This is a genomic window from Shewanella psychrophila, assembly GCF_002005305.1.
In the GTDB taxonomy this organism is placed as follows: domain Bacteria; phylum Pseudomonadota; class Gammaproteobacteria; order Enterobacterales; family Shewanellaceae; genus Shewanella; species Shewanella psychrophila.
In genome coordinates this window covers 455,712-479,361 of the sequence record NZ_CP014782.1, presented here as the reverse complement: position 1 = coordinate 479,361, position 23,650 = coordinate 455,712, and the positions used below count along the sequence as shown (strand labels likewise).

The following is a 23,650-nucleotide window of genomic DNA, read 5'->3' as shown; positions in this document are numbered from 1 at the left end:
GAGGTTTGGATCGGCCTTGTTTTAGTCAAAGCACTTTACGATCCAACTGCTGCATAAAAACGGCGAGATTAAGCGGTTTTTGCAAGAAGGTTATATCGGGGTAATTATCGGCATTGGGGATTTCACTCTTCTTGTTAGCCGATAAAATAAAATAGTGAACCTTATTGGCCTGAACTTGCTGCATCTCTTCTATTAAGCTGATCCCATCTGCTTTAGTTAATCGGTAATCCATAACGACGACCTGAGGCTGAGATGCTTGGAAAGCTTCGAAAGCCTGTGCTTCATCTTGAAGTGCTTTGACCACAAAACCACTGCTCTTCAGTATGCTGCCGCATAATTGCAAATTAAATGGATCATCATCAACCAACAACAATGAGATATCGGCATATCTGGCCTTGGTGATTTTGCTAATGTTAGCCACCCCTGAAACCTGACGATATGGGAAACGAAATAGGACTAATGTGCCTTTATTTTCTTTACTGCGTATACGTATACTGCCGCCGACCTCTTCTATCACTTTCTTGCAAGTATAGAGACCTATGCCGATCCCCGATTGAATAGCTGGCTTAACATTAGGGTCGGTATTAAAAGGATGGGTGATGGCTTTTTTCGACTCAACAGACATACCTTTTCCAGTATCTTTGACCGCCACACGCACAAAATCCTGACCAGACACAGACTTTAAACTGATATCGAACACGACTTCGCTGCAATTACTGTATTTAAAGGCGTTATTGATAAAATTGGTCGTTAGTTGGAAAAACTTAGTGCCGTCCAAACCGATATATTTCGGCATGTCTGCTTGTACTTTCATCACCAGACGCTTCTCGTGAGTTTGACTAAAGGCATTGTAATAATCATCTATGGCATTGAGTTCATCCATAAAATGGACATCCCGATAGTCTAAGTTCAGGTGCCCTGCCTCGGCTTTTGAAAAATTAAGGGTGTTTTCTGCAACACTATTAAGTAGGTTTGCCGACCAGATGATCTTGTCTAGTGTGCTTCGTCCGGATACATCACAGTAATCACTGTCTTTGAGCATTTGGCTATAGCCAAGCACTGCATTGATAGGCGTACGGATCTCATGATTTATACTCGACAGCAAGGCAAATTTAGACTTGGTCTCTATGGTCATCTGAATGAGACGCGTATGATTGCGGATCTTAAGATACAGGAGTGCCGATAGGCTACCGCCCATGGCTGTGATAAAGAACACCAACAGATACAGTTCGTATGTCTGGACAGCAGGCGCAATAGACCAGGCCGAGATGCTGTATTGTTTATTGTACTCAGGCAAGTCAATAGTATCTGTGCCTTGGTACTTAAAAAAAGAGGTTAACCAATTAGCGTCTTCGTTATTGCAATATACATTGTTAAACGCAGTGCCATCTAAGAGCAGTCGGGCACAGACCCCCTTATATTCATCTAACCTTTGTTGCACCTTCTTATGTGAAATGGCATACACAAGATACGGCATTTCTTGCTGCTCTATGCTAACGATGATGCTGGAGAAATTTTTCATCTGATATTCCAGCTTGTCATCTTTATTAAGCTGTACCTTACCGGCTAATATCTCAGACTGAAATATGGGATCAGACATATATTGAACGTGGTAATTATCGTCCAGAGTAAATGCAACCGCAGACTTTATCTTTAACAACTCCTCGGAGAAAATATTAAATTCTTCCTTTGTCACTATGTCGGAGGCGTTGAATAAGGAGCGTAATGCATTAAGCATGATTTTATGCTGCAACAACATATCATGGGTCGAATTAAACAGTAGATCTTCTTTTCTCTGATAATCATCTTCAGATGTTTTATAAAAGTGATGCAACAGAGTCAAATTGACCAGTAAGATGGTCAACAATCCAATGATGATACAGAGCAAGGCTGAGGTACTAGATTTCACAGTTAACAACCTTAATTTAATTTTCAATCATTAAATAAAAGATAAAATACAATCACTATTAACTTAAAACAGTTAATAAAATGCGCATTCCGTAAATACATAAAGAGGATGAGTTCCTTCCCCATAATGTTTTTTCGTTATATTTGCTACCAAGAAGGTAGCTGAGTGTTAACTAAGGTCAGCATTAACCACCCAAAACAAAACAAAACCATCACATTAAAAGTTAGGGCGCAGATAATGTAGAATCATTACAATCAAGGCAACTGCCCAACTAGACAGCTAGCAATAAGTAATGAAACTCAATACCTATCGAAATAAGACCAACCAGTAAAAAATAAGCCAGCGGCTGTTCTGGTTTATTGGTTTTATTCGGTTTATTAATAAGTCGAATAGATGATCTTACAAACCAATATATACGCTGTTAGCCACTCCAAGATGATCTAAAATATGTGTCGGTGTATTAGCAATAAACCCTGTCAGGTCAACTGAAAATGGACCGGTAAAAGCAGCGCGACACATAGTCGATGGATACGCACCAACAATGAGAAGCTGAGGTGTTGCCCCGTCTCAAATTAATTTCGCTTCAATCTCAAGATCACTAATGCTAATACCACAGTTGTACGTTTTTGCAGTCAAAACACCATTTTCAATTTGATAACCGCCAACAAGTGGAACAGGTATTTTTTCTTGTAGAAAATTGACAACGGACTCTGTTGCTAATGTATCGGTATGAACTGGGAATACAATATTATTTGCAGAGACTGTCGCAGTAGCAAGAATAGCTATCAAGCCAAATAAATTAACTTTGTTCATTATTACTCCATAAAATTTCAAACCATAAAAATGAGAATAATAATCTATACTAATAGTAATTTATTAACAAGAGATGCAAGCCTGTTCACATTATAATCTAGTGATGTTACAAGCTCATTTATATATACCTCCCTCCCCTCACAAAAAACAATATTAGAGCACTGTAAATGGATTTATTTATCATCAATCAAAAGCACACCAAGAACAAACAATAAATATCAACAACTTATAAGAATGACCAGACGAAAACACATTTGAAAAATTAATAATCAAAGAGCCGCTTTAATTAATGTAAAGAGAATTACTACTCAAAATTAGAGATGGCGAGAGTGTCCCATAGGCTGATTAATTTACACAAACAATCAAAATTAAAACCAAGACCCTTTATGACTTGATACTCCCCTATTATAATAGAAATTAAAATATAGCGTTCAGGTCTGACATTGATCAAAATAAACTCACATTTAGTACCTTCCACTTTTAAAGTAAATTAATAAACAAGAATTATTGAGAATTTAAAGGAAATGTAGGCCATCATTGAAAATGACTGAAGATTAAATATAACTCACTTATATACTATAAATAGTGCGATTACAGAACAAAAGGGCGTTGTTGATCAAATCTTCGCTATAGACGCAGATACTTCAAGGGTTTGAGCTAACTAGGCAGTCTGTTTCCTAACTGGCATTCCTAGTCTTATGACTTTGTTGATGGCCTTTACACCTGCCAGCGCTTCACCAACTTGAGCATTATAATCTCGCAGGCTAAGTTTCGAACTAATCAGTTGCTTATATCGGTACATCGCTGTTTCAGATAGTGACCGTAAGTGATAGTCATTTTCCTTCTTCCATTGCGCTAATTCATTATTCTTAAGCGCTCTCACTGCCTCATTCCGAGGATGCCCATCCTCCCAAAATCCAGCACTGCTTCTTGGTGGGATAGTGGGTTTGCAACCTTTACGCTGAAGTAGTTTGTGACACGCCTTGGTATCGTATGCGCCATCAGCAGAAACTTGTTTAATCTGTCTTCTTAACGGCTTGATTAATGTGGGTAACACTTCATTATCGGCAACGTTAACCAGAGAGACTTCTGCTGCCACGACTTCATGCGTATTCGCATCTACTGCGAGGTGTAACTTACGCCAGGTACGACGCTTTTCTTTACCATGCTTTCGAGTCTTCCATTCTCCCTCGCCGTAAACTTTGAGGCCCGTTGAATCAATCACTACATGTGCCACAGAGCCACGACTCGGTGAGCGATATTTGATATTTACGGTCTTGGCACGTTTGCTAATACAGCTATAGCTTGGTGAGGTTAGTGGCACATCCATAAGCTGGAAAACGGAGGTAGTGAAACCTTCTAGTGCTCGCAGTGATAAGTTGAATACACCTTTAACAACCAATGCAGTTTCAATAGCAACATCAGAGTAAATATACCCACGGCCACGGCGGCCGCGATGTTCAGAGCAACACCAAGAGCTAATGGCGTGCTCATCAATCCAAAAGGTCAAGGACCCTCGATTAATCAATGCCTTGCTGTACTGAGACCAATTGGTCATTTTACGCTTAGCTTTACCCATCTTGATGTTTCCAATAACCACATTGGAAGATCAGATCACATAAGCTGCAAAAGGTTCAATCGATTTAGGAAACAAGGCCGAACAAAAGGCAACAGCATAACAACTGAAAAAATCTATCGACTTGTACTCATTATATTTTCCAGAGCAACACAGTATAGGGCTAATGGCCCCTTAATCATCTCCATATTCAACGTAGATTGACTGTTTTTACCATTACAGTCTTTCCCGTTACAGCTCAGTGCCAGTGCATAGCCATGAAGATAGTCTACCAATAAATCTAACCCATTCTTTGCCGATTCTGAGTCTAGATTTAACGGCTCAATCACGATATTAAAGCGTGTAACAAAGACTTCAGCTGGACTTATCGTATCCATTGAAAGAAACGTTTCTAACAATCCGGGGTAATGACTGAGTAATGACAGATAGCTAGTGCACAACTGGCTTAATTCATTTTTCCAGTGTTCTCTCGCCTTAAGATCGCCCGCTTCAGGCTGATACACCTCTTGTATTAATGAGGTGGTGATAGCCTCTAATAACGCATTTTTATTACTGAAATAATAATAAATCGCCATTGCGTCGACATTTAAACATCTTGCAAGCTTACGAATGCTGGGAATTTTACCTTCCTCTCGCATCAAGGACTTAGACATTTTCATAATAGCTTGAGCGCTTAGTTGGCTGGTCGCCCCTCTTGGTCGCCCACGTGTTTTTTCCTTGACAGTCATTCAATCTCCTCGTTAAACTAATTCTTTTATTTCTACAGTGTAGAATATTTATATGAAATGTTCAGTATTTATCGCAACCAGTGTCGATGGTTTTATTGCAAAAGACGATGGCGGGGTCGATTGGTTACACACCGCAGGTAAGCCCGAAGCTGATATGGGTAAACAAGCGGATATGGGGATGCTGGATTATATGGCTTCGGTTGACTGTATGATCATGGGCCGTAAATGCATGGACATGATCTCGAGCATGAAGTTGACCGCTGAACAATGGCCCTATGGAGATACTCGCATCATAGTGCTCAGCAATACCATAAACGAAGCTCCTGAGAATATGAAAGACAAAGTAGAGATGTATTCTGGCGATCTGCAAGCCTTAGTATCGAGACTTGTAAGTGAAGGATACGAGCATGCCTATATTGATGGTGGCACTACAATTCAGGCTTTCATTAACCTTCAACTTATCAATGAAATGACAATAACACACGCACCAGTGCTATTAGGCGAAGGTAAGCCATTATTTGGTAAGGTATTCAAAGATATAAAGCTGGAACAAGCTGAAGCTATTGCCTTCCCTAACAACTTCGTTCAAGTGAAGTACAAGGTAAGCTATTAGTAACTAGCAGCCATCACTAACAATAATAAAACAGGCTTAACCTTGGTAAACTCTGGCTCAGCCTATCTGATTCTGCTTTATCAGTACAATAATTGCTATCGAGGCAATTCATTTATCGAAAAACAGTTACTTTTTAAGCACTTCAGCCATATTTGGAACTATCGTCACAGGATCGAGACGCATCTGATACCAGTTAACACGCCAATCTAGATGTGGGCCAGTTACCCGGCCTGTCGCGCCGACTTCGGCAATAGGCTGACCTTGCTTGATCACCTCGCCATCTTTGACATAGAGCTTACTGAGATGCAGAAAACTCGAACTGACACCATAACCATGGTCGAGAATTATGGTGCCGCCGGAATAGAACATATCCGCTACGGATAAACTGATGACACCATCGGCGGGCGCTACCACGACAGTACCGGTTTTCGCGGCGACATCAACACCATAATGAGGATTGCCTGGCTTGCCGTTATAAACACGCTGACTGCCATAAACGCCAGAGATACGGCCCGTCAATGGCCAGATGAAATCTTGAGTGAATGACTCAATCTCTGAAAACTGACTTCTGGCGGCTTTGACTTGCTTACTGTCTTTTCTGGAGCGCTCTACCGCTTTGGGATCGGGCTTCATGATCTTTTTACTGATCCCGTTCACCCTGTCGATCTTGTATTCTTTCGTCTTGATGCTCAGTGGCTTTATCTGAGTCAAGCCATCAGGATAAACAAGCTTCAACTCTTGCTTTAGCTCAGCCTCGCGCGCGAAACCAAATGCAAACGCACCTTCAGGGGTCACTTTTAGTGCTTCGCCGTTAAGGTATACCTGAGTTCCTGGCTCAACCATGGCTCGGATCAGAGCGCCCTGCTCCATCTTACCCGTCAACTGGATTTGCGCGGTTGCGTTAACGGTAAATAAGAGTGTCAATGCAGCCAATGGCGAGACTATTTTAGGTAATAGAGACATTTAATTTCCAGTTATATGTGATAGGACTCGATTAAACTTAATCATTAATATCCAGACGCGCATGGGCATAAACCACGCTAATTTATGTTGCCTTTTACTGAGATAGCCCCTTTACCTATTCCTTCATAGGCGATCACTTTAAACTCACTTTGAGGCAATTTATCAACCAAAGTGTTAGCGATAAACTCTGCCAGCAGCTCTACCGTAGTGTCATGTGGAATGATCTCACATCGAGTCTTTGGCATGGCGAGTTGGAACTCTCCCTGCGGTGCCTGATAACAGAAACCATAGTGAGTGTCTTCGCTCACCTTTGCCTGTGGCGAAAGTGTTAATTCACTCAAATTAACCACATCTTCTTCGGTACCCAGATAAATGTCTTTCCAACGCTTAGCCCAGTACTCATCCCATTTAGGTGCCGAAATACCATTTTCGAAGATGTTAATAGGGCTGCGATGGCCGTGAGCAATACGCTGACAGTTACCATCATGCTTTTTAAGACCATGAGAGTAATGATAAAACGGCGCTTCATGCATCTCATTACGTAGCGTCAACGCTATACCTTCCACATTGTCCGGCAATACAGCTCTTAATGCTTTCTGCAAAAAAGCATTAACACTATCGAAATCGATAATTTCACTGGGAATAAGGGCAAAGGCTTGAGCTGGGCACGCTAAGTGAATATCGCCCTGTAGGCTGTTAAAGTCCATAAAGACTTTATCGCCTTGCTGTTGCCAACGTACTTCACTGCAAGCCGTTGGAATGAGTAAACGGTGATCAGCAACTTCATCGATTGTATTTTTGATGGTGCGTTTAACTTTAGAAAAGTCTAACACCATATTTTGCTCATCTAAGCCGCCATCGAGGAGAACATCGACTATCCAGCTTTCTCCCACCATGCCACGAATAGGACACAAGTATGAAAAATCGATTACGGTTAAATCTCTAACAAAAAGTTGCATTTACGCTCCTAGATGGAAAAACAGTCCACCTTTTGTACGTCCATTCGGCAATGGCCAAAGGACAGAAATAGTGTCTCAAGATAAATTGACATTATCTTTGAGGTTTACGCAAGTTTACATGTGATAACAGCAATTTTCGACCCGTTTATTGCGCCTAATTGTAAACTTGGCGAGTATGCTTGATTTGTCATCAGTATAAGCTTAATAATTCACTTCGAATCACTCGCTTTACTATTTAGCTTGCGCCTATGGTTTTCGTGCAGTGATCACTTTACGTAAGCTATAAACAAGCTGCACAGGAGGTATATATGCCCGATACACTTCTCAACACTACAAGTGACACACACCTTAGTCTGTTACACCCTGTGGACTCTGACATTTGGTATTACGATGGGCCTACGGTTTCATTCTATTGCATGCCCTATACCACTCGTATGACAGTAATCCGCCTCGATGATGGTAAATTATGGGTGCATTCACCTTGTCAGTTAACGGCCTCCCTGCAACAAGAGGTCGACAGCCTAGGTGAAGTCAGCTATCTCATTGCCCCAAATAAAATTCACTACCTCTTTATTCAAGAGTGGATATCCCGCTATCCGGATGCGAGTTCTTATGCGGCACCTGGTCTGATAAAGAAGTGCCCGGACATCCCATTTTCGAGTGAATTAATCTCAAAACCCAATGATGTCTGGTGCCATCAAATAGACCAGCTTATCTTTACCGGAAGTCCGGCAATGGAGGAGGTCGTTTTCTTTCATAAAACCAGTGGCACGCTCATCTTGACCGATCTGATAGAGAACTTCCCAACCACTCACTTTAAACCTTGGCAAAACCATATCGCCAAACTGGTTGGTATCTTAGCCCCGGATGGCCAGACCCCAGCCGACTGGCGTATCAGTTTTATATTTGGCAAAGGCAAAGCCAGAGCTTGCTTTAAACTCATTCAAGCATGGCAGCCAAAAGGAATAATCATTGCTCATGGTGAGTGTATTTGGGAGGATGCTCCAGCCTTCCTCAAACGATCATTTCGCTGGCTGGATTAGCGGCTCTTAAAGTTTAAATGTATTTCAGGACAATACACGGTCAATAAAAAAGGCGCCTGATGGGCTGTCTCTTGATCACAAGTTAAACTCAAGAGACATTGCTAACTCGTAGCCTTCAAGGGTGGTTTGCAACTTAAGCCATCCTTGCCATATTACTTTCACTAAAGCTTTTCCTGTCCGCTTCGTATCTTTCCAGCCACCTAACCTCGCTAATTCTTGATAAGCCCAGCCCATATTGGGTGCCTCTTTCGGTAGCTCGCTACCCACTCGCTTTAGCCAAAGTAGTTTCCACGCTTTTGTCGACAGAACCTGCTCGCAACTCACGTCTCCTGCCTGCATATTCGCAAATTTTAGCTGGAGCACCCTTGTCGCAATAAAACCGCTAATCGTAACAAGCCGTTCCATATTATCTTTGCTTTGCAGCCTTAAGCTCTCTATATCTGTACCGTCGCTCTTCCAGACTTTATGATATTCCTCAACTAACCAACGTTTTTCGTAGTAACTGATGATTTTTAAGGCCTGTTCTTTATTGGTAACAGGCTCGCTGGTTAAAAGGTGCCAACTTAACGGTTTGTCGTGACTGCTTCGTTCACAACACCCTACATAATACATTGGCAATGATTGTCCTTTTTATTTGCAAGCACTTTTAGGCTAATTGGAGCGTAAGTGATATCAAGTGTTACCGTTCTGGCTTTACGCCCCCCTTTTGAGCAATATTAAGCTGTTTTTGCCCCGCGCTTTGTCATTCACTGGCGAACTGATAAAGCTTATCTTCACTCTCTTCAATGCATCGGCTCTGCATTGAGCGAACCACAAACCGTTGCTGAGCGTTAAGCTTATAGAGTAGGTACTCGTATATATCGGCTTCTCTATCACAAACAGAAATAACATCGGCCATCTTGGACTGTAGACGCTGAGTCATCGACTCTGAAGCCGTTTGCCATTTTACGCTTTCTTTTTCCTCATCGGGACGAGTAGCGTGTTGCTCTCGTTGGCCGGTTTTACTCACATCACGACTCCAGCGTAATTGCTCAATAAGACCAACTACGTTCTTTTCTTCAGGTGAAAACAGTAAAATACTATGCGCTAACATGCCTCTTTGTGCCTTACCGCGTCCTGCATGGCCTAAGTCACCTTTTATCGAACGATGTTGGTATATGAGCGTGGGGGTATCTTCTAGAGCAAGTAATAAATCATGTTGTTGCGCTCGCTCTACTGTGGCTTGAAAACCAGACTCAGCGATGGCTTCAGCTTTGATGTTCTCGTTGCGGATAAAGCGATACGCACCTTCCATATCTGCAGGAGACAGTGTCACATTCACGATAGGTTTCCCTGGTTCATTAGCTAGAGTAGAAGCTAACTTTACCAGACGAGCGGTTCTTCTAGGCTCTCCTAAATCAGATTGCCCAAATTGCTGTTGTGCCCACTGTAGATGCTCATGAATCATCACTTTATCTCCTTAATAAGGTTAAAAGTTCGGATCATGAAATTGAAAATTAGTTCAAAAAAATCCCTGTTAATTTCTTAACAGGGATTTGTGTATAAAAGACAGCCAAATGGCGCCTTTGATCATGATAGTAGCGGAAAATATTGAATCGTACATGCTTCAACAATCAATAAAACCTAAAGGATTACTGACCACCCTTCAAACGACGATCGAGTTGATCTTTTAGGTTAACCGGAACACCTTTGATCATTATGGTGTCGGAAAATGTTGAATCGTACATGCTTCAACAATCAATAAAACCTAAAGGATTACTGCCCACCCTTCAAACGACGATCGAGTTGATCTTTTAGGTTAGTCGGAACACCATTAATCATAATGGTGTCGGAAAATGTTGAATCGTACATGCTTCAACAATCAATAAAACCTAAAGGATTACTGCCCACCCTTCAAAGGACGATCGAGTTGATCTTTTAGGTTAGTCGGAACACCTTTAATCATAATGGTGTCGGAAAATATTGAATCGTACATGCTTCAACAATCAATAAAACCTAAAGGATTACTGCCCACCCTTCAAACGACGATCGAGTTGATCTTTTAGGTTAGCCGGAACACCTTTGATCATTATGGTATCAGAAATGGGATCGTACATAACCCGCTCACCAAGGTGTGCTCCATCGAAGCTAAGTGTCACGCCACCGCCAGTACCGGAAAACTTCTTCAGTTGGCGTAAAGTTGGCTTATCCCCAGGAAACTCATCTTCAAGTTCATATTCGCCACCTTTGGCAAAATCATAGAAAGAGTCCATGCCACTATCGGCGAGCTCATCGGCGAGATCTTTAATTTCAATATCGGCACCAACATCACAACGCTCGGTACAATAATCGAAAACCTTCTCACGACACTGCTGACGTTCGTCTTTGGTCAGTTCGCTGCTAGAAACGAAATCTTCGACGGCATTCATCAACTGCTTGTTCTGAACCTTAGTGTTGACCCCTTCTACGCAGCCCATAAAATCGAGGAAGAAATCGGCAACCTTTCTGCCCGCACGCCCTCGTATAAAGGAGATATATTTACGTGAATCTTCATCTGCCTGCCATTCGGTCAAATCGATACGCGCCGCAAGTTGGACATCCTTAAGATCTAAATGCGTATTTTTCGAGAGTTCCATATCATCGAGCACTGTCATCGATGATTTAGCATTAAGCAAAGAAACATACAGATAGTCACTGGTCATATGGGTATAACAAGACAGGAGCAAGTAACCACCTTGACTGAAATCATATTTGGACAACTCTTCCTGCAATAATTTACCCGCCAAACCGGAAAACTCGACAAAACCAAGTTCACCATTTCGGTACTCAGTTAACGCCTCCATAAATTTAGGATTAGCCTCACCATCTTCACCAGAGATACCAAAATGCCCAAATCCCTTACCCGCCTTTGTTGTATATGTTTGATGTAATTCATCCAACATGGCTTCAACGGCTTCGCCGTTTAATAAAGGTTGGGGACGCAATCGACAGCTTAACTGCCCCTCACTATTTTGAATAATGGCATGGATGATGGCTTGTTCGACGTTTATGCTCATAAGTCTCGATAAAGATAATGGTTAAAAATGTAATTTCACCAATAAAAAGTCTCTGATGCCGCGACTGGAATCGCTTAAACAGAACCTCACTTTTGGGTCAATTTTAATGAGCCTATATTGCCCCAATTGAAATCCTGCTTCAAGAATAAGATGACTAAGACTTGCCTGAAAATCTTATCCAAAAGAGTCATTAGTCATATTTACACAGGTAAAAGAGAATATTGGTATCAATATCGGGCTAACCAGTGCAATGATATCGTGCTTAGGCTGAATTTCGGTTATCATAAGCGCCAAATATCTAGGTAACCGAAACACATTTTTAATATGGCTATACAATCAAAATATTCAAACACTCAAGTCGAATCACTTATTGCTGAAATCAGTGCTGTGATGGATAAGCACCAGGCACCGACTGACTTAAGACTCATGGTATTGGGTAACTGTGTGACAGATCTTCTTGCGCGTAAAGTACCTCAAGAAGCCAGAGTCCAAGTAGCTGAGCAGTTTTCAAAAGCCTTATCTCAATCTGTTAAAAGCTAATTAATGCCTTTGTGCATTGAAAACTAGCTAAACACGTAAAAAAACACATAAGATACATTAGTATCTAATAAAATAAGCACTTAAACGCTAAGCGGAGCCACATGGTCGAGCGTAAAAAGGAAATGGGGCGTGATCGTGTATCACGCTTGGTGAGCTGGGGACATTGGTTTGCCTTCTTCAACGGCTTTCTTGCCATGATTGTGGGTTTCCGCTATCTCGATACGGTAGGCCATCCTGAAACTTGGATTGGCTGGGGCTATTTGGCCGTCAGTACCATAGGTCACTTTAGCTTCTTGGCCTTTATCGTTTATTTAGTACTGGTTTTTCCCGTCACCTTCTTACTGCCCTATTCCAAGATTTTACGTGGCTATGCGGCAAGTGTTGCGACTTTAAGTTTATGTATTTTACTCTACGACACCATCATTTATGATGATTATGGTCTACACCTGAGTCCATTTGTGTTCGATCTGGCTTGGGCTGATCTCAATGCTCTGCTTCGTGGTACCTCCTATATCATTACCCCCTTAGGGATTTTAGCCATTGAGCTCACGGCGGCAAATTTCCTTTGGAAACGGATCGAAAAAATCCACAAGGTACGTCGTGGTAATAAGGTCGTCGCTTTTGTGGGTCTATGTTTTATCAGCAGTCATCTGATCCATATCTGGGCCGATGCCGCAGATATCACTGAGATCACCCGCCTAGACGATGCTTACCCGCTCTCCTACCCTGCTACTGCCCGCTCATTTATGGAAAGTCATGGCATAGACAGTTCAACGCGGCCTAAAGCAAGCTCATCCCTAAAAAGCAGTTTAAATTACCCTAAGCGGCCACTGCAATGCACTAAGACTAATGAAGTGCAGCCTAATATCTTATTACTAACCATAGATAGTCTTAGAGCTGATATGGTCAACAGCAAAACCATGCCCTTCTTCAGCCAGTATGGCGATGCCAATCAAGAGTTCCTTCACCACATCAGTGGCGGCAATCAATTCAACAGCGGTATGTTCTCCATTCTTTATGGGCTTCAAGGCAGCTATATCAATTCCAGTGGTTTATCACAAACCCCTCCACTACTGACTCAAATATTGAAGCAACAGGGCTATCAGTTAGGTTTATTCTCAGGCGAACACGCCAGTCAAATGCCAAAAGCCATCTATGATGATTTTGAACAGATATTATCGGCTCCAAATAGTAGCGATGCAGCTCAAGACCTTGAAACGGTTTCAGGATTTCAAACCTGGCAACAGACACAAAATAGTCCTTGGTTTGGCCTCATCAACTTAAGAGCCCCTGACAGCTATGATACCCCTATCGGCTTTTTGGGTATCGAGACAGTCCAGTCTGAGCAGAAATTAACACCTGCCCAGCGAGTCTTATTCAATCAATATCGTCAGTCGCTGAATTTTATCGATCAAGAGATTGAAAAAATTATCACTGCTCTGCCAGCAGATACCTTAGTCATCATTACAGGCGTCAGTGGAAAGTTGTTCACCAGTAACCCGGACGAAGCTCGAGGTAATCTCTCTCCAGCCAATGTTCAGGTCCCCTTAGTGATTCACTGGCCGAAATCACCTGCAAAAGACGTAAATTATCGTACCAGTCACTATGGCATTGCTCCTACGTTAATGACTCAAGTCCTTGGCTGCACAAATCCGGCAACCGATTACAGCGCTGGTCGAAGTTTGTTGCAACCTGATGCAGAGTCTTGGGTATATGTCGGTGATAATCGTATATTTGGCATCTATCAAAAATCAGAGATTACGGTGATCGACAGACACGGTAAGTACCGTATCTATGATGAAAATTACGAGCAGCGCCTGCGTAAGAAGATGAGTGCACCGGAACTCATCGAAGTGATGCGTGAAGGTCGCAGGCTGTACAATAACTAAGGCATAGCTAATCGCGCATTATTTAAAGTGCCCTTTTTAGCCAGTAATTAATGCCAACTGAATAATTACTGGCTAAAAAGCTTATAAACTAAGCGATTAGATCAAGCTTGTTGACTAATCGCTTGCAGAATCTTAAGTGACTTGCTAAAGTTCTGCCTCACCTAAATAGCCCCCACGAAAAAGATATTTAGGTGTTCTTAGAAACAGTTTAAGTTCTAAGAAATTTCGGGATATGGCCTAGTCCGGTAAGGCGCTTGTCTGGGGGACAAGAGATCGCAGGTTCAAATCCTGCTATCCCGACCACATTAAAGAAGCCAGATTCAGCAATGAGTCTGGCTTTTTGCTTTCTATTTCATGCTAGCCACTTATAGCGAACACTGTGATTGGTGTCGGTGTAAGATCAAAAAAGCCAGACGATAAAGTCTGGCTAATCCCTATCAATACCAAGCAGTATATCTAGCTAAATGTGATCACTCGTGACAATCTGAACACTCAGCAATGGTCAGATCCGGAGTATGCATGTCCATATCTAGCGTATGGGCTCCCTCAAAATCATGGCAATCATTACAGGTTGCGATACTTGCTTCAGCCTCAGTGTGGACAGCCACATCAATCTTCTCATGACAATCGGTACAATCTACCGCCATGGCAGAACCAGCAAAAGCTAACGCGGCGATCAAAGTTAAATATTTCATCTCTATACCTCAGTAATCCGGGTTCGGTCACCCTAAAATTATTTTTTCTGCTTAGATAAAAAAGGCTCAACTCTCTATCTAAACTCATTGCTTCTCTTAATATTAATTCTATGGATCAGCCTTAATTGAATATTAATTAGTCCAACTATTCTGAATACTTGCTTAACAGATCAACTTTTAGAATGCGATACTGTGACCTAGGTCAGAATGTTAGCTGGCATACCCATAACGTTATTGGGTAAAGCAAATACTTGGCGGTTTACTTTTAGCAAGTTAACTTTTATGATGCGTGTTCAATCTTCACGCACTTGCGTGTGAGTAAACCTCAATTTCTTCATTCTTATCTCGGAGTCTTCGCCTCAATGAACAACTAACACCTGTTTTCCATCTTTATTCTTTTATTTGGAACCACAGGGTTAGTAGGCACTTTCGGCTTAAATTTGTTATTGAGCGCACGATCGAATTTCCACCAGTCTTATATGTTTAAGCTTTTGGGCGTCCTTTTTGATCACATCGCAGACCATTAGATCCCAAATATAGTCATTGTGCACACCCTGCTTCCCTCTTCTTAGGAGGCAATATGCCAATTCTCAACGCACAGCAACTTTCATACAAACTAGATACGGGAGAGAGACTATTTAGCAATCTTTCCTTTTCCATAGAGCAAAAATTTACTGCCATCATAGGTCGCAATGGTGCAGGTAAATCAGTACTCGCGTCTATTTTAGCGGGCGAAACACAAGCAGATTCAGGCTCGGTATTTCGTTCATTTAACCATCTTGGTTATTTTAAGCAACAAGGCATAGACAGCCACTCAGGGCAAAGCATTGCAGAATTTTTGGGCGTCGCGCCACAGATAAACGCGCTAAAGAAGGTCGAGTCAGGCCAATATCAAGCAGCAGAACTAGATATCATAGGAGATAACTGGCAAGTACGGGAAAATCTGGCCCGACAGCTTGCTGAAATAGCGATCACCTTGCCTCCTGAGACCCCTTGCGCACAACTTAGTGGTGGCGAAAAAGCAAAGTTGCAGCTACTTAAGTTGTTTAGCACAAATGCCGAACTACTTATCTTAGATGAGCCTTCTAATCATCTGGACAACAAAGGACGTCAGTGGCTTTTAAAACAAATTAACACAAGTAAATCAAAGGTATTGTTAATTAGCCATGACAGAGCGCTGTTACATCATGTAGGGGCCATTTATGAACTGACGAGTCTAGGTTTGACTCTTTATCCAGGCAATTTCTCCCATTACAAAACGAGCAAGCAAACCCATCTGATAGCTGTTAATCGCAAGCTTGCACAAGCACAAAGCAAACAAAAGCAGATAGCTCGTCATACGCAGCTCAACCATGAGAAAGCACAACAAAGGGCCGCGAGTGGTAAGCGACTTAGAAAATCAGGTAGTCAGGCTAAAATATTACTCAATACTATGCGAGATAACGCCGAAAAATCATCCTCATCAAGAGCCATACAAAGGGATAATCAGCAGATAAACAATACCGAATTAATTCGGCAATTATCTCAACGAAAAGAATCACTAAAGCCACAGGCAATGTACATTCAGACCGGTGTGAAAGTGAAGACACAAAAGCCCGAAACCCTGCTCAGTATCCAAGACATACGGATCCCCTATGTTGATACGCCTCTTATCCGACTGCACTTGTCTCATGGAGATAAGCTGCACCTGAAGGGCAACAATGCTTGTGGTAAATCGACCTTGATGAAGGTGATTTTAGGAGAGCTGCCAGCAGACAGTGGTGACATTCAACGAGCAGCTCCACTCTTTTATTTAGATCAAGACTTTCGGCTAATTAATCAAGCGCTTTCCCTGCTGGGTAATCTCAAAATTTATTGCCCTAGCATTGCTGACACTCAAGCACACACCTTACTGGCCGGAATGGGATTTAGGGGGCAAAGTGTACATAGAAAAGCGAGCTGGCTCAGCGGAGGGGAAAAAATGAAGCTTGCTATACTCATCGCGACCCACCAAATACCCTTGCCGCTACTGTTACTCGATGAGCCTGACAATCATTTAGATATTGAATCGAAACATCTATTATCTGAAGCGTTAAATCAGTATCGAGGGAGCTTTATCTTGATAAGCCACGACAGAGAATTCGTGACTGATGCCGGCATCACAGAAACAGTAGAAATCTTAAGCAAGTGATTCTTAAGTAAATGATAGCGCTGAGCCCTCTCGCCCTGCAGATTAGGATGTATTATCTAATCTCGCACTAATTTTATCTAAGCTGGATTGGTATCCACCTAAGCTTATGATATTTTACTGACCAAATTACTTTTAGAGATTGTTATCATGCCGAAGGCAAGCGAAGTTAAAAAAAATACTGCTATCGAATTCAACAATAATGTCTTTCTCATCAGAGATATTGAACGTTCTGTTCCACAGGGACGCTCTGGAGGCAGCCTATACCGTATGCGTATGTACGATGTCGCGTCGGGTTCTAAACTAGATCATACCTTCAAGGCCGACGATATGATAAGCCTTGCAGATCTGAGTCACCATGATGTGACCTTCTCTTATATCGATGGTGACGAGTATGTCTTCATGGACGTAGAAGATTACACGCCTTACCATTTCAACAAAGACACCATCGCCGAAGAGTTACTCTTTATCACAGAAGAGACTCAAGGCTTGCATGTGCTTACAGTCGATGGTTCACCCGTTGCTATCGAACTCCCCTCCCATGTCGATCTGGTCATTGTAGAAACTGACCCTTCAATCAAGGGGGCTTCCGCCAGCGCCCGCACTAAACCCGCCACTCTCTCAACCGGACTGACGGTACAGGTTCCTGAATATATCGCCAATGGTGAGAAAATTAAGATAAACACGGCCGAGCATAAATTTATGAGCCGTTCTGACTCTAAAGCTTAATGACTAAAAAGGACCTATTATTTCAAGGCAAATAACAGGTCCTTTTTATTATGAAGTCAGCTCAATAGCTAGGCTAACGTTATTGAGCAGGTCTCAGAAGCCTTTAGCCACCTCACACAAGCTAACTATATTTTCTTCCCGCGTGTTTATTCAGCTTTAGACTTATTCTTCCGCTCTACTTCCATCTGCTTCTGTAAACGTAAGTCTTTGGTGATCCCATAGACAATAAAAGATAATAAGATGGCTAAACCTATGCCGACCTTAAAAATATGTTGGTTGATTAAATTATCCATTTTCATGATCCATTTAGTGGTAGATGTGTAGCTTTGTCGCTTTAAGCGAAATTATGAATCGTGACAATGAAGATAAGCTTAATCTGAATAACTAGAGGTGTGCTCTACTGAAATAAGCTTAAGTTATTCAACGATATGTAAACTTAAACAAACAAACCTTCACCAACACACACAAACGTACACATAAAGGCAACCTAGTTTACGAGTTACCAATACACTTAGCCCATCACCATTTGCTATCTGTTTTAATTTAAATAACTCCGAAGTTACCAACTGGTATAAATACCAAGCAAACAGTGATTTTTTGTTACATATGTATTGAGGATTATTCTCTAAGCCGCTAGCATCTATAAATAGCCGCAAGATAAAAAAATATAAGGCTTTCATGTTCCAGATAAATCGTCAGCATTTCAAGTTCTCACTCTTCCTAGGCATATTAGGCCTAATAGCGAACCTGTACCCTATTCCCCTGTTTGGAAATGTGCAGCTAATCTTAGGTAACAGTGCTTTTGTTATCGTCGCTATTTTATTGGGGCCTTGGTATGCACTGCTTACAGCTCTGGTCTGCTCAATCGGATTGTTTATCTCCTGGTCTAGCCCCCATGTATTTCTCATTTTCAGTCTAGAGGCTATCTGGTTAGGGTTTGCCCGTAGAAAAGACATCTATTCTTTATACGCAGATATCGGGTATTGGCTCTTGTTAGGCATGCCATTATTTGTACTGTACGCCAGTATTTTCTCGGAACTACCTGAAAGCCACCTCTCCTTTATCACACTAAAACAAGGGATTAATGGTTTAATTTGCGCCGCTGTAGGCTCTCTGGCTGTCACTGTTATCTCTGAATTATGGCAACTAAAAGACAAGGTAAAAGACAAGAAAAGACGCAGCTTCAATGCTCAGCTCACTTACAGTTTCTCCTTAGTACTAACCATCTCACTGCTGGGCTCGGCGCTGATATTCAATCATCAGGTCATTATCAAACAACAAGAGAGTTTGAAGCGAAACTTACATGATTCTGTCACCCATTTAGGGCTGGCAACAGAGGTATTCCTTGAGACTCATACGCGAGCAATAGATAATGCCTCTCGATGGCTGAGCCTATCTGGTGCAGAGAAAATCTCAGGTTGGCAAAGCAAACTGGTTAAGTTGCATCAGAGCTACCCCGGGTTCGCTACTATGCTAGTAACCAACGCCGATGCGCGGATCATAGCGGCGAGCCCGCTATCGGCATTAGGCGTAAACAAGGTACTCAACAAAGAGATCAGTGTTGAAGATCGTCATTACTTTCAGGAAGCATTTTTCAATCAAATCACCTACACCTCACCGGCATTTTTAGGCCGGGGGTTCGGCGCAGACCCCATCGTCGCCATCAGTGCTCCCTTCTACCGTAGCAATGAGCCCGACAAACCCACCGGGATCATCGAAGGTTCGTTAGATTTAACAACTTTTGCCCAAATTGAACAGGCTAATGAAGTCTATCAAGATCAATCTATGATCCTCGTCGATGAAGCTGGCAGGGTCATATACGCATCCGATAAGCTAGGACTTGCCCCACTGTCCGAGTTTATGTGGGCTGAAAGTGGCAAAGACTATAAGACTAGCCTGTCTATGCTCAACCTCCGCGATATCGAGAACCCAAACCCTGAATTTGTCTATGACAGCTACGCGCTTGATAATCAGTGGAAACTCTATGTGGTTAAGCCTTTTTCTCCGTTATTAAAATTACTAGAGTCTCAATATCTCACTACCTTCGCAGTACTTATCTTATCTATTATCATTACCGTATTAGTGACTCGAGTATTGAGCATCAGATTGACTCAGCCCCTTAGCGTTATAGCCAACAAGTTTGCCGAGCATGGACACAGTAAAGCAGCCGATTATCATATCAACGAGGAATCACCTATTGAGTTCCTCAACTTATATCAAAGCATCAAGAAGAGTAAACAAGAGCTAATTTCTTACCAGTTAGAACTTGAAGAGAAGGTCGCGATACGTACCTTTGAACTGGAAAAAGCCAATGCTAAACTGCAAATCTTAGTAGAAAAAGATGAGTTGACCTCGCTGTACAATCGACGCTATGCCGAAGCAAAATTCAGATCTACTCAAGATTTCTGCCAACGCAGCGATGAGGTGATGGCGGTTGGGATCTTAGATATCGATAATTTCAAATCAATCAATGATACTTACGGCCATCAAGGCGGTGATGAATGCCTGCGGGTTTTATCCAGAGAAATGAAGAAATACTTTAAACGGGATACCGATGTCATTGCACGCTACGGTGGTGAAGAATTTTTACTCATCTTACCCTTTTGTAATGTGTTAATGATCGAAGCGCACCTAAACGAGTTTAAAGACAAGGTTCAAGGGTTAGTTATAATAAACCCTAATGATAAACGCCCAATAAGTATGACGGTCAGTATAGGTGCCTTAGTGAACAATGCTAGATACAGCACCGAGTTAGATGTCTGGTTTAAACAGGCCGATATTAATCTGTATCAGGCTAAAAATCAGGGCAGAGATAAGGTCATCATCTCTATGCCGAAACCCTCCGATAAAAAGGTGACTGTATAGACCCTAAGTGAATACACCTGAGCCTAGCCCAACATCATTTTTATTTTAACCCTTTAATAAACTTGTCAGTCCTGGAAATCAGATAAGGGAAAAATGGGTTCCATTTCTGCCTTAATATCTCATCGGCCGACACACCGAGCACACCACGCTCTCCTCGAGTAGATGTAGCACCTATCTGTATTCGTTTCACGTAATGCACTCCTTCAGGACCATACAAACTGTCTTCGATGGGAAATGGCAAGGCAACATGGGAGAGAGAGTAGACATTTCTAGGCCACCTCAAGTTCAGCGCTTCTTTCGTTGGTTCGCCTTGAGCAAAATGAGTCTCAGCTACCACATCCCTAGGCAGGTCAAGTGTGTCGAAATTATTGTGAACTAAGGTCAAGTCGTATTTTAGATGCGTGGTATTAAATAAACCGCCGAAATGCAATATAGGATCATCCGGAATCAGCCCCATATTGACCTCTGTGCGATTGATATCGAAGATAACCAATTGATGATTATCCTGAGGTAACTTTTGAAATAACCCAGAGATCACAGCCTGAGTCGATACAGTATCGTCAGTCAACGATTGAAACGCCAGCACAGATGACAGAGATTCAAGCTGTTGTCTTGACGCTTGATCTAACAGTAGCTGATTGCGCTCAGCAAGTTGATAGACAACATCGCCGGCGTTTACCGCAAAGGAGTTATATTTAAAGGGGTCATATTCTGTCTGAATGCTGTTCCAGCTCAGTTTTTCTAACCCCAATAAGGCCCCTAATTTAGACTGCCACTGCGCACCAGCGGCCACTGGCGGTAACCCGATGGCTGGAGATAAAAAAACCATCCCTGAATATTCGCCAGTCTTATTCTTGGCCAGTCGTTCTAACTCATGATTTAATGCCAAAGCGGCCCCAGTTGAAAAACCGATCACATATAGAGGCTTGCCATTAAGTACCCGTTTAAGATGCTCGGTCGCTAAAGAAACGGCTGCAGCCATATCTTGCCATTGGATATCAACCAGACCTGAGGGGATGGTGCCATGACCGGGTAACCTTAAACCTAAGACATATGCCTTGTCCTCAAAATGCTTAGCCACATGGGACAAAGCATAGGGGGAATCTGACATACCGTGAAGCAGCAATACACCGAAATCAGCATCTTCATTTGGCCACTCGTAACTGCGGTTCCAATCATGGCGCCACTTCTGTGGGTCTGCCAAACTACCACGTACATAACGATTCAAGATCGACGGATGCGGGGTCAGAGTCTGATCGTAGATCTTCTCCTCGACCTCTTTGAAAAGTACCTTTTCAAGATCGAGATAGTCAGAAAAGGTCTCTAGTCCTTTGGTACGTTTAAAGTCTGACTCTAGATCAACTGTGTGCCAAATATCGAGATCCGGTCTCGCATTTAAGAACCAGACTCCTGCCACCAGCAAGGCAACAAAAATCCCAAGCGACGCATAAAAAATCGCCATTAACAGGTGTTTGGTAGAGCCTATAACGATCGTTCTCATATCTGTTCCAGCATGCCTCGACACAATTAACCAGCACCAATAGTGATAAAAGTGACTGTCCAAATTGAAATTACATTAATTACGTTAACTTACACGGATTAACTAGGTAAAATCCACCAATACTCATTCTCACAAACATGGCCGAGCAGATTATGTCCAACCCCGTGTCTACTATGATTCTCGGCAATGCCGAAGCTAAGACTTGCTACTATCTTCCAAACGCCCCAACGTTACCCCAAGGATGGTGTTATCACCAAGAAGACGCCTTGGCTACACTCATCGAAATTAATGGTAACCATTGGCGCAAGATATTGACCATTATGGCCAAATTGTCAGCCCCTGATGCCGACTGGAAAAGCTATCGGGATACTCAGTTACTTAAACATAACGAGCAAATAATGATAGAGGCCTCACACCTGTCATTAACAGCGGAGCGCCATATTATCGTCGGCGCCGTAGCGGCTGCTAAGTTAAACATCAATAGTGCTAATGATTTGTTTAACAGCCTAGATGAACAAGACAAGCTTCATGCAAATGGCTTGGGGGTTTTTATCTCGCCTTATCTGGATTATCGCCAATTTCCTAATAATCTGATTGAACAGCTAAAACCCTATCTGAATAAATAAACCGACTAACCTATAAATATAAAAACACCAATAAAAAAGACGCTTTCGCGTCTTTATCGGTACATTGAGCCTAAAGGCTCATTCAATTAGTCATAGATAGTCGGAATGGGCTTACGTTTATGCTGTGTAGCCTTATAGATCCCAACGAGTTTGTCATCTACAACTCTATCGACGGGCTTACCTTCTAGGAAGTCATCTATTTGATCGTAGCTCAAGCCTAATGCAACTTCATCCTCGAGTTGAGGCTTATCGTCTTCAAGATCTGCAGTAGGTGCTTTACTGACTAATATATCAGGCGCCCCTAAAAAGCCAGCGAGCTTACGTACCTGACGTTTATTCAGACCAAACAGCGGTGCTAGATCGCAAGCGCCATCGCCCCATTTAGTGTAAAAACCTGTGATATTCTCGGCGCTATGATCGGTACCGACCACCAGCCCCCCAGTTAAACCAGCGACTTCATACTGGGCGATCATCCGCATTCTCGCCTTTACATTCCCCTTAACAAAATCGACCTTGCCCTCATCATTAAGCTCTATTCCAGCAGCCTTAAGCCCAGCTAGAGTATTAGTATGAATACCGGCAACGCCTTCATGTATGTTGACGGTGACTTGCTTGGAAGGAGAGATAAATTGACAGGCCAGTTGAGCCTCATCTTCATCTTGCTGAACATTGTATGGAAGACGCACGGCAATAAACTGGTAAACGCTCTGCTCTGCCTCATGGTTAAGTTCATCGACTGCAAGCTGACATAAACGACCTGCGAGTGATGAGTCGACCCCACCACTGATCCCAAGCACTAAGCTCTGACAGTGAGACTCTTTAAGCTTTAATTTAATGAAAGCAACGCGTCTTTGCACTTCATACTCAGGCTCTATCGCAGCTTGAACCTTCATTTCACGTAAAATCTGTCCCTTCACAATCTGAGCTCCAATCGAATAAAGATATATAGCAGATGAGTTTGATATTATGAGCCAAAATACTGATTAATACAGTGTTATA

Annotated in this window: 19 protein-coding genes, 1 tRNA gene and 1 pseudogene; 9 read left to right on the top strand and 12 right to left on the bottom strand. The window is 42.4% G+C overall.

All coding sequences use genetic code 11. The features are described from left to right. Nucleotides 1-25 precede the first annotated feature (25 nt). From sps_RS02235 to sps_RS02220, 4 genes are all read right to left on the bottom strand, one after another. On the bottom strand, nt 26-1,909 hold the full coding sequence (locus tag sps_RS02235) for an ATP-binding response regulator (RefSeq protein WP_077750982.1): 1,884 nt from the start codon (nt 1,907-1,909) through the stop codon (nt 26-28). Nucleotides 1,910-2,476: 567 nt separating this feature from the next. Beyond that, nucleotides 2,477-2,722, bottom strand: a complete 246-nt coding sequence (locus sps_RS28685; protein WP_218919624.1) for a hypothetical protein — start codon at nt 2,720-2,722, stop codon at nt 2,477-2,479. Between the two features lie 661 nt (nt 2,723-3,383). After that, nucleotides 3,384-4,301, bottom strand: coding sequence for an IS5 family transposase (locus sps_RS02225; RefSeq protein ID WP_077750981.1), 918 nt, complete (start codon nt 4,299-4,301; stop codon nt 3,384-3,386). A gap of 113 nt (nt 4,302-4,414) precedes the next feature. Continuing rightward, nucleotides 4,415-5,026, bottom strand: coding sequence for a TetR/AcrR family transcriptional regulator (locus tag sps_RS02220; RefSeq protein ID WP_077750980.1), 612 nt, complete (start codon nt 5,024-5,026; stop codon nt 4,415-4,417). A 52-nt stretch (nt 5,027-5,078) separates the two neighbouring features. Here sps_RS02220 and sps_RS02215 point away from each other — a divergent pair, with 52 nt between their 5' ends. Further along, nucleotides 5,079-5,639, top strand: coding sequence for a dihydrofolate reductase family protein (locus sps_RS02215; RefSeq protein WP_077750979.1), 561 nt, complete (start codon nt 5,079-5,081; stop codon nt 5,637-5,639). Nucleotides 5,640-5,765: 126 nt separating this feature from the next. Here sps_RS02215 and sps_RS02210 read toward each other — a convergent pair whose 3' ends face one another. Next, nucleotides 5,766-6,602, bottom strand: a complete 837-nt coding sequence (locus sps_RS02210) for a M23 family metallopeptidase (RefSeq protein WP_077750978.1) — start codon at nt 6,600-6,602, stop codon at nt 5,766-5,768. A 77-nt stretch (nt 6,603-6,679) separates the two neighbouring features. Then, nucleotides 6,680-7,561, bottom strand: coding sequence for a 6-carboxytetrahydropterin synthase (locus tag sps_RS02205; protein ID WP_077750977.1), 882 nt, complete (start codon nt 7,559-7,561; stop codon nt 6,680-6,682). 308 nt (nt 7,562-7,869) lie between these two features. Between sps_RS02205 and sps_RS02200 the strand changes: the two genes are divergently transcribed. Next, nucleotides 7,870-8,604 (top strand): DUF4336 domain-containing protein, encoded by a 735-nt coding sequence (locus tag sps_RS02200; RefSeq protein WP_179948392.1) that lies wholly within the window; start codon nt 7,870-7,872, stop codon nt 8,602-8,604. Nucleotides 8,605-8,679: 75 nt separating this feature from the next. Here sps_RS02200 and sps_RS02195 read toward each other — a convergent pair. Beyond that, a pseudogene (locus sps_RS02195) lies at nt 8,680-10,051 on the bottom strand (IS4 family transposase). 556 nt (nt 10,052-10,607) lie between these two features. Further along, complete coding sequence (gene yejK, locus sps_RS02190) at nt 10,608-11,639, bottom strand: nucleoid-associated protein YejK (protein WP_077750976.1); 1,032 nt, start codon at nt 11,637-11,639, stop codon at nt 10,608-10,610. Nucleotides 11,640-11,963: 324 nt separating this feature from the next. Here yejK and sps_RS02185 point away from each other — a divergent pair, with 324 nt between their 5' ends. The 3 genes from sps_RS02185 (at nt 11,964) to sps_RS02175 (ending at nt 14,371) form a co-directional block, all read left to right on the top strand. Further along, complete coding sequence (locus sps_RS02185) at nt 11,964-12,179, top strand: YejL family protein (protein ID WP_077750975.1); 216 nt, start codon at nt 11,964-11,966, stop codon at nt 12,177-12,179. 101 nt (nt 12,180-12,280) lie between these two features. Next, a complete protein-coding gene (locus sps_RS02180) occupies nt 12,281-14,068 on the top strand; it encodes a DUF3413 domain-containing protein (protein WP_077750974.1) in 1,788 nt (595 codons plus the stop codon). 226 nt (nt 14,069-14,294) lie between these two features. Beyond that, a tRNA-Pro gene (locus sps_RS02175) sits at nt 14,295-14,371 on the top strand. A 167-nt stretch (nt 14,372-14,538) separates the two neighbouring features. Here sps_RS02175 and sps_RS02170 read toward each other — a convergent pair. Further along, complete coding sequence (locus sps_RS02170) at nt 14,539-14,763, bottom strand: cytochrome c3 family protein (RefSeq protein WP_077750973.1); 225 nt, start codon at nt 14,761-14,763, stop codon at nt 14,539-14,541. A 580-nt stretch (nt 14,764-15,343) separates the two neighbouring features. On the opposite strand from sps_RS02170, the gene sps_RS02165 reads away from it, so the two are divergent. Both sps_RS02165 and efpL read left to right on the top strand, forming a co-directional pair. Further along, the gene (locus sps_RS02165) at nt 15,344-16,933 is read left to right on the top strand and encodes an ATP-binding cassette domain-containing protein (RefSeq protein WP_077750972.1); all 1,590 of its coding nucleotides are present in this window, start codon (nt 15,344-15,346) and stop codon (nt 16,931-16,933) included. A 147-nt stretch (nt 16,934-17,080) separates the two neighbouring features. Beyond that, entirely contained in the window at nt 17,081-17,659 is a 579-nt protein-coding gene (gene efpL, locus sps_RS02160; protein WP_077750971.1) for an elongation factor P-like protein EfpL, read from the top strand. Nucleotides 17,660-17,805: 146 nt separating this feature from the next. Here efpL and sps_RS28420 read toward each other — a convergent pair whose 3' ends face one another. Then, a complete protein-coding gene (locus sps_RS28420) occupies nt 17,806-17,952 on the bottom strand; it encodes a hypothetical protein (RefSeq protein WP_169915658.1) in 147 nt (48 codons plus the stop codon). Nucleotides 17,953-18,337: 385 nt separating this feature from the next. On the opposite strand from sps_RS28420, the gene sps_RS02150 reads away from it, so the two are divergent. Continuing rightward, the gene (locus sps_RS02150; protein WP_077750969.1) at nt 18,338-20,524 is read left to right on the top strand and encodes a diguanylate cyclase; all 2,187 of its coding nucleotides are present in this window, start codon (nt 18,338-18,340) and stop codon (nt 20,522-20,524) included. A 40-nt stretch (nt 20,525-20,564) separates the two neighbouring features. On the opposite strand, the gene sps_RS02145 is transcribed toward sps_RS02150, so the two are convergent. Further along, nucleotides 20,565-22,025, bottom strand: coding sequence for an alpha/beta hydrolase (locus tag sps_RS02145; RefSeq protein ID WP_077750968.1), 1,461 nt, complete (start codon nt 22,023-22,025; stop codon nt 20,565-20,567). 152 nt (nt 22,026-22,177) lie between these two features. On the opposite strand from sps_RS02145, the gene sps_RS02140 reads away from it, so the two are divergent. Continuing rightward, complete coding sequence (locus tag sps_RS02140; RefSeq protein WP_237157972.1) at nt 22,178-22,651, top strand: DUF6942 family protein; 474 nt, start codon at nt 22,178-22,180, stop codon at nt 22,649-22,651. A gap of 86 nt (nt 22,652-22,737) precedes the next feature. On the opposite strand, the gene nadE is transcribed toward sps_RS02140, so the two are convergent. Next, nucleotides 22,738-23,568: an ammonia-dependent NAD(+) synthetase gene (gene nadE, locus sps_RS02135; RefSeq protein ID WP_077750966.1), complete on the bottom strand. Its 831-nt coding sequence runs from the start codon at nt 23,566-23,568 to the stop codon at nt 22,738-22,740. Between the last annotated feature and the right edge of the window lie 82 nt (nt 23,569-23,650).

Bases quoted from the DNA above. Each gene is read 5' to 3' on its own strand.
- sps_RS02200 (WP_179948392.1), top strand. From the start codon at position 7,870: ATGCCCGATACACTTCTCAACACTACAAGTGACACACACCTTAGTCTG.
- sps_RS02210 (WP_077750978.1), bottom strand. From the start codon at position 6,602: ATGTCTCTATTACCTAAAATAGTCTCGCCATTGGCTGCATTGACACTC.
- sps_RS28420 (WP_169915658.1), bottom strand. From the start codon at position 17,952: ATGGATAATTTAATCAACCAACATATTTTTAAGGTCGGCATAGGTTTA.
- efpL (WP_077750971.1), top strand. From the start codon at position 17,081: ATGCCGAAGGCAAGCGAAGTTAAAAAAAATACTGCTATCGAATTCAAC.
- sps_RS02140 (WP_237157972.1), top strand. From the start codon at position 22,178: ATGTCCAACCCCGTGTCTACTATGATTCTCGGCAATGCCGAAGCTAAG.
- sps_RS02215 (WP_077750979.1), top strand. From the start codon at position 5,079: ATGAAATGTTCAGTATTTATCGCAACCAGTGTCGATGGTTTTATTGCA.
- sps_RS28685 (WP_218919624.1), bottom strand. From the start codon at position 2,722: ATGAACAAAGTTAATTTATTTGGCTTGATAGCTATTCTTGCTACTGCG.
- sps_RS02205 (WP_077750977.1), bottom strand. From the start codon at position 7,561: ATGCAACTTTTTGTTAGAGATTTAACCGTAATCGATTTTTCATACTTG.
- sps_RS02165 (WP_077750972.1), top strand. From the start codon at position 15,344: ATGCCAATTCTCAACGCACAGCAACTTTCATACAAACTAGATACGGGA.
- sps_RS02220 (WP_077750980.1), bottom strand. From the start codon at position 5,026: ATGACTGTCAAGGAAAAAACACGTGGGCGACCAAGAGGGGCGACCAGC.
- yejK (WP_077750976.1), bottom strand. From the start codon at position 11,639: ATGAGCATAAACGTCGAACAAGCCATCATCCATGCCATTATTCAAAAT.
- sps_RS02225 (WP_077750981.1), bottom strand. From the start codon at position 4,301: ATGGGTAAAGCTAAGCGTAAAATGACCAATTGGTCTCAGTACAGCAAG.
- sps_RS02185 (WP_077750975.1), top strand. From the start codon at position 11,964: ATGGCTATACAATCAAAATATTCAAACACTCAAGTCGAATCACTTATT.
- sps_RS02170 (WP_077750973.1), bottom strand. From the start codon at position 14,763: ATGAAATATTTAACTTTGATCGCCGCGTTAGCTTTTGCTGGTTCTGCC.
- sps_RS02150 (WP_077750969.1), top strand. From the start codon at position 18,338: ATGTTCCAGATAAATCGTCAGCATTTCAAGTTCTCACTCTTCCTAGGC.
- sps_RS02145 (WP_077750968.1), bottom strand. From the start codon at position 22,025: ATGAGAACGATCGTTATAGGCTCTACCAAACACCTGTTAATGGCGATT.
- sps_RS02180 (WP_077750974.1), top strand. From the start codon at position 12,281: ATGGTCGAGCGTAAAAAGGAAATGGGGCGTGATCGTGTATCACGCTTG.